The organism is Gryllotalpicola sp. CP2-P1 (assembly GCF_057512245.1).
Genome location: NZ_JBLRDT010000193.1, coordinates 1 through 4731, shown reverse-complemented (window position 1 = coordinate 4731; position 4731 = coordinate 1). Strand labels below are relative to the sequence as shown.

5 protein-coding genes are annotated in these 4731 nt (G+C 70.3%); all 5 read left to right on the top strand.

Going from position 1 to position 4731, the window contains the following annotated elements:
- The coding region (locus tag ACM2XV_RS12480) for an ABC transporter permease (protein ID WP_487027153.1) at positions 1-735 on the top strand (735 nt) is incomplete at its 5' end.
- A 51-nt stretch (positions 736-786) separates the two neighbouring features.
- Positions 787-1938: an ABC transporter substrate-binding protein gene (locus ACM2XV_RS12475; RefSeq protein ID WP_487027152.1), complete on the top strand. Its 1152-nt coding sequence runs from the start codon at positions 787-789 to the stop codon at positions 1936-1938.
- A gap of 83 nt (positions 1939-2021) precedes the next feature.
- Complete coding sequence (locus ACM2XV_RS12470) at positions 2022-3359, top strand: aminotransferase class III-fold pyridoxal phosphate-dependent enzyme (RefSeq protein WP_487027151.1); 1338 nt, start codon at positions 2022-2024, stop codon at positions 3357-3359.
- Entirely contained in the window at positions 3356-3751 is a 396-nt protein-coding gene (locus ACM2XV_RS12465) for a DUF2255 family protein (RefSeq protein ID WP_344777039.1), read from the top strand. The genes ACM2XV_RS12470 and ACM2XV_RS12465 overlap by 4 nt, the downstream gene beginning before the upstream one ends.
- Before the next feature lie 298 nt (positions 3752-4049).
- Positions 4050-4598 (top strand): orotate phosphoribosyltransferase, encoded by a 549-nt coding sequence (pyrE, locus tag ACM2XV_RS12460; RefSeq protein ID WP_344777037.1) that lies wholly within the window; start codon positions 4050-4052, stop codon positions 4596-4598.
- Positions 4599-4731: the final 133 nt, after the last annotated feature.

The following is a 4731-nucleotide window of genomic DNA, read 5'->3' as shown; positions in this document are numbered from 1 at the left end:
GTGCCGCCCGTCGTCTTCGGAGTGCTGCTCATCGCGGCATGGCAGGCGTTCGTCGTCGGCGCCCAGATCAAGCCGTTCCTGCTGCCCGCGCCGAGCGCGATCTGGCAGATGATCCACCAGAACCCCGGGCTGATCTGGCGCGCGTCGCTCGTGACCGGCGGCAACGCTCTCGTGGGGCTGATCGCCGGCGCGCTCGTCGCGGTCGTGCTGGCGGCCGTCGCGGCAGCGGTGCGCGTGATCGACCACCTCAGCGCGCCCATCGTGGCCGCCATCGCCGTGCTGCCGATCGTCGCCGTCGCGCCGGTGCTGTACACGATGTTCGGCGCGGGCTCGCAGCTGCCGCGGCAGATCGTCGCCGGCATCGCGGCGTTCGCGCCCGTGTTCCTCAACACCCTGCGCGGGCTGCGGCAGGTGCGGCCGATCCATCGCGAGCTGATGACCGCGTATGCCGCGACGCCCTGGCAGGCCACGAGGGCGGTCACCCTGCCCGGCGCTCTTCCCCATCTCTTCTCCGGCGTCAACGTCGCGGCCTCCCTCGCCGTCATCTCTGCCCTCGTCGCCGAGTACTTCGGCGGGCCGCAGACCGGCCTCGGCTCGCTCATCACCTCGGCCGCCGCGAACAGCGGCTACGCAGCGGCCTGGGCCTACGTCGTCGGCGCGATCATCGTCGGCCTCGTCTTCTACCTCGCGACCCTGGGCATCGAGCGTGCCGTCTCGCGCGGCCGGGTCGCCTGAGCCCTCACCCCCACCCGCACCACCGGAACCGCACCCCGATTGGAGCACCACATGAAGCACAGCACCAGGCGCGCTCTCGCGCTCGCCGCAGCGGCCGCCGCCACGGCCGCCCTCCTGGCCGGCTGCTCGTCAACGCCGGCATCCTCGAGCAAAGCCACCACGAAGGCCGGCCTCACGCCGGTCAAGATCCAGCTGCAGTGGGCCGTGCAGGCGCAGTTCGCCGGCTACGTCGAGGCCGTCAAGCAGGGCTACTACAAAGACGAGGGGCTGGATGTCACGCTGGTGCCCGCCGGCGGCGACATCGTGCCGCAGACCCAGCTCGCGAACGGCGCCGTCGACTACGCCATCGCGTGGGCGCCGAAGGCACTCGCCTCGCGCGAGCAGGGCGCGGCCATCACCGATGTCGCGCAGATCTTCCAGCGCTCCGGCACCCTGCAGATCTCCTTCGCCGACAACGACATCACCTCCGTCAAGGACCTCAAGGGCAAGACCGTCGGCAGCTGGGGCGGCGGCAACGAGTTCGAGCCGTACGCGGCGATGACCGACGCCGGCCTCGACCCCGCCACCGACGTGAAGATCGTGCAGCAGGGCTTCGACATGAACGCGTTCCTCGACGGCGACATCGAGGCCGCGCAGGCGATGACCTACAACGAGCTCGCCCAGGTGCTCGAGTCGAAGAATCCCAAGACCGGCAAGCTCTACACCCTCGACGACCTCAACATCCTCAACTGGTCCGACCTGGGCTTCGGCATGTACCAGGACGGCCTCTGGGCCGACACGAACAAGCTGAAGAACGACAAGGCCTATCAGGACCAGACGACCAAGGTCATCGCGGCGACGCTGAAGGGCTGGGTCTACGCCCGCGACCACATCGACCAGACCGCCGCAGACGTGGTCGCCGCAGGCAGCCAGCTCGGCCTCAGCCACCAGACGTGGCAGACGAACGAGGTCGACAAGCTGATCTGGCCGTCGCCCGACGGCATCGGCAAGATCGACAGCAAGCTGTGGGACCAGACGGTCGACATCGCCCTGCACACCAAGAACGGCAGCGGCGCCACCGTCATCACCGCGAAGCCCGACGCCGACGCCTACACGAACACCTATGTCGACAAGGCGCTCGCCGAGCTCAAGGAGCAGGGTGTTGACGTCACCGGCGACGACTTCACGCCAGAGACCGTGACGCTGCAGCCCGGCGGCAAGTGACCGCCGGCGGGTGCCGGGCCGCCCGGCCCGGCACCCGCTGTGCCTCACCCGCAATACCCTGAACGAAAACGTAAGGAACCCGCATGCCCGCACTCGACCCGGCCGACCAGCAGCTCGCCCTCGATCTCGACCGCGCCCACGTCTTCCACTCGTGGTCGGCGCAGGGCGCGCTGAATCCGCTGGTGTTCGCCGGCGGCGAGGGCGCGCGCCTGTGGGATCACGAGGGCCGGCAGTACCTCGACATGTCGAGCCAGCTCGTCAACGTCAACATCGGCTACCAGCACCCGCGGGTCGTCGCGGCGATCAAGGCGCAGGCCGACGTGCTGACGACCATCGACCCGAAGCACGCGAACCTCACCAGGGGCCGCGCGGCGCAGCTGATCGTCGAGAAGGCGAACCTGAAGGGGGCCGACTTCGAGAAGGTGTTCTTCACGAACGGCGGCGCGGATGCGAACGAGAACGCGATCCGCATGGCGCGGCTCTACACCGGCCGCGACACCGTGCTCTCGACCTATCGCAGCTACCACGGCAACACGGGCGCCGCGATCGTCGCGACGGGCGACTGGCGGCGGATGCCCAACCAGTACGCCCGCGGCCACGTGCACTTCTTCGGCCCCTGGCTCTACCGCAGCGAGTTCTGGGCGACCACGCCCGAGGAGGAGTCCGAGCGCGCCCTGCACCACCTCGAGCGCGTCATCCAGGCCGAGGGGCCCGACACGATCGCGGCGATCCTGCTCGAGACGGTGCCGGGCACGGCGGGCGTGCTCGTGCCGCCGCCCGGCTACCTCGAGGGGGTGCGCGAGCTCGCGACGCGGCACGGCATCGTCTTGATCGCCGACGAGGTGATGGCCGGCTTCGGTCGCACGGGCGAGTGGTTCGCGCACCAGGGCTTCGGCGTCACCCCCGACCTGATCACCTTCGCGAAGGGCGTCAACTCGGGCTACGTGCCGATGGGCGGCGTCATCATCTCGCCGGCGATCGCGCACGCCTTCGATGAGCGGGTCTTCCCGGGCGGCCTGACCTACTCGGGGCATCCGCTCGCCGCCGCGTCGGTCGTCGCGACGATCGAGGCGATGACCGACGAGGGCATCGTCGAGAACGCCGCGCGCATCGGCCGCGAGGCGATCGGGCCGGCGCTCGCCGCCCTGCAGGCCGCGCACCCCGACGTGGTCGGCGAGGTGCGCGGGCTCGGCTGCTTCTGGGCGATCGAGCTGGTGACGGATGCCGCGAGCCGCACCCCTCTGCCCGATGTCGACATGGCACGCATCCGATCTGCCCTGCTCGCCCGGGGCGTGCTGCCCTTCGTGCAGAACAACCGCATCCACGTGGTGCCGCCGCTCGTGGTGACGGAAAGCGAGATCTCGGAGGCTTTCGGTCACTACGATGCGGTGCTGACAGAGATGTTCCCCGTCGCCCGATGACCGCCCTCCGAAACTGGACCGAGCGCGAACTCGCGCAGATCTCGGCAAGCGCAGAGCTGACCATCGCTGTGCCGCGGCGTGACGGCGGCTGGCGAGCGGCGGTGCCGATCTGGGTCGTGACGGCGGGCGGTTCCGTCTACGTGCGCACCTGGCGCCGGCGCGAGACGGGCTGGTACGGCGGCGCACTGCGCTCGGGCGAGGCGCGGGTCACGGTTCCCGGGCTCGAGGTGCACGTGTCGGTCACCGACGTCTCGGGCGACCCCGCGGTGCGCGCGGCCGTCGACGACGCCTATCGCCGGAAGTACGGCGGTGGGAGCGGGAGCGACACTGTAAGTGGCACCGTCACGGATGACGCCGCACGGACGACTCTGCGCCTGTCACCGCGTGCCTGAGCCGGGGTGCGCGAGCCGGAATGCGTGAGCTGGCGTGCGCGAGCCGGGCGACTTTTCCGTGCTCGGCGCGGGCGCAGCACGAGCGCCGACGCGATACCGTCGCGGCACTTGCACGAGGGAACAGTTTCGCGCGGCACCGACGCGTGCTCCAGAATCTGTTCCGCCATGCAAGTCATTCGAGGGCGTCGTCCGCATCGGTGGCCGACTCCGCCTGCGCGCGCCCGCCCGGTTACTCACGCGCGCCCGCCCGGTTGTCGGGCACCTGTCTCACAGCCGGGCCCCCAGTAGACTCAGGGCCGTGACTGACACCCGCCAGCAGCTGATCGACTTCATCAAGGCCGACGCCGTCTTCCACGGCGACTTCACGCTGACCAGCGGCAAGAAGGCCACCTACTACGTCGACATGCGCAAGGTGAGCCTCGACCATCGGGTCGCGCCGCTCATCGGCAAGGTCATGATCGAGCTCATCAAGGACGTTCCGGGCGTCGTCGCCGTCGGCGGCATGACCATGGGCGCCGACCCGATCGCCGCCAGCATCCTGCACCAGGGCGCTGCACAGGGGCTCGCCTACGACGCCTTCGTCGTGCGCAAGGAGCCCAAGGACCACGGCCGCGGCCGGCAGGTCGAAGGCCCCGACCTCGAGGGCAAGCGGGTCATCGTGCTCGAAGACACCTCGACCACGGGCGGCTCGCCGCTCAAGGCCATCGAGGCGCTCACGAAGGTCGGCGCAGAGATCGCCGGTGTGGCCGTCGTGGTCGACCGCGCCACGGGCGCGAAGGAGGCCATCGAGGCCGCCGGGTACCCCTATTACGCCGCCATCGGGCTGGAAGACCTGGGGCTCGCGTGACCGATGAGACCACGCCGCCGGCCGGCGAGCCCGAGCCCGGCACCACCGACTGGCTGCTCGCTCAGCTGAGCGGCGGCCGCATCGATTCTCGGCGTGAGCGCCGCGAGGCAGAGGCCGCTTTGGAGGCGGCGGG

Bases quoted from the DNA above. Each gene is read 5' to 3' on its own strand.
- ACM2XV_RS12475 (WP_487027152.1), top strand. From the start codon at position 787: ATGAAGCACAGCACCAGGCGCGCTCTCGCGCTCGCCGCAGCGGCCGCC.
- ACM2XV_RS12470 (WP_487027151.1), top strand. From the start codon at position 2,022: ATGCCCGCACTCGACCCGGCCGACCAGCAGCTCGCCCTCGATCTCGAC.
- ACM2XV_RS12465 (WP_344777039.1), top strand. From the start codon at position 3,356: ATGACCGCCCTCCGAAACTGGACCGAGCGCGAACTCGCGCAGATCTCG.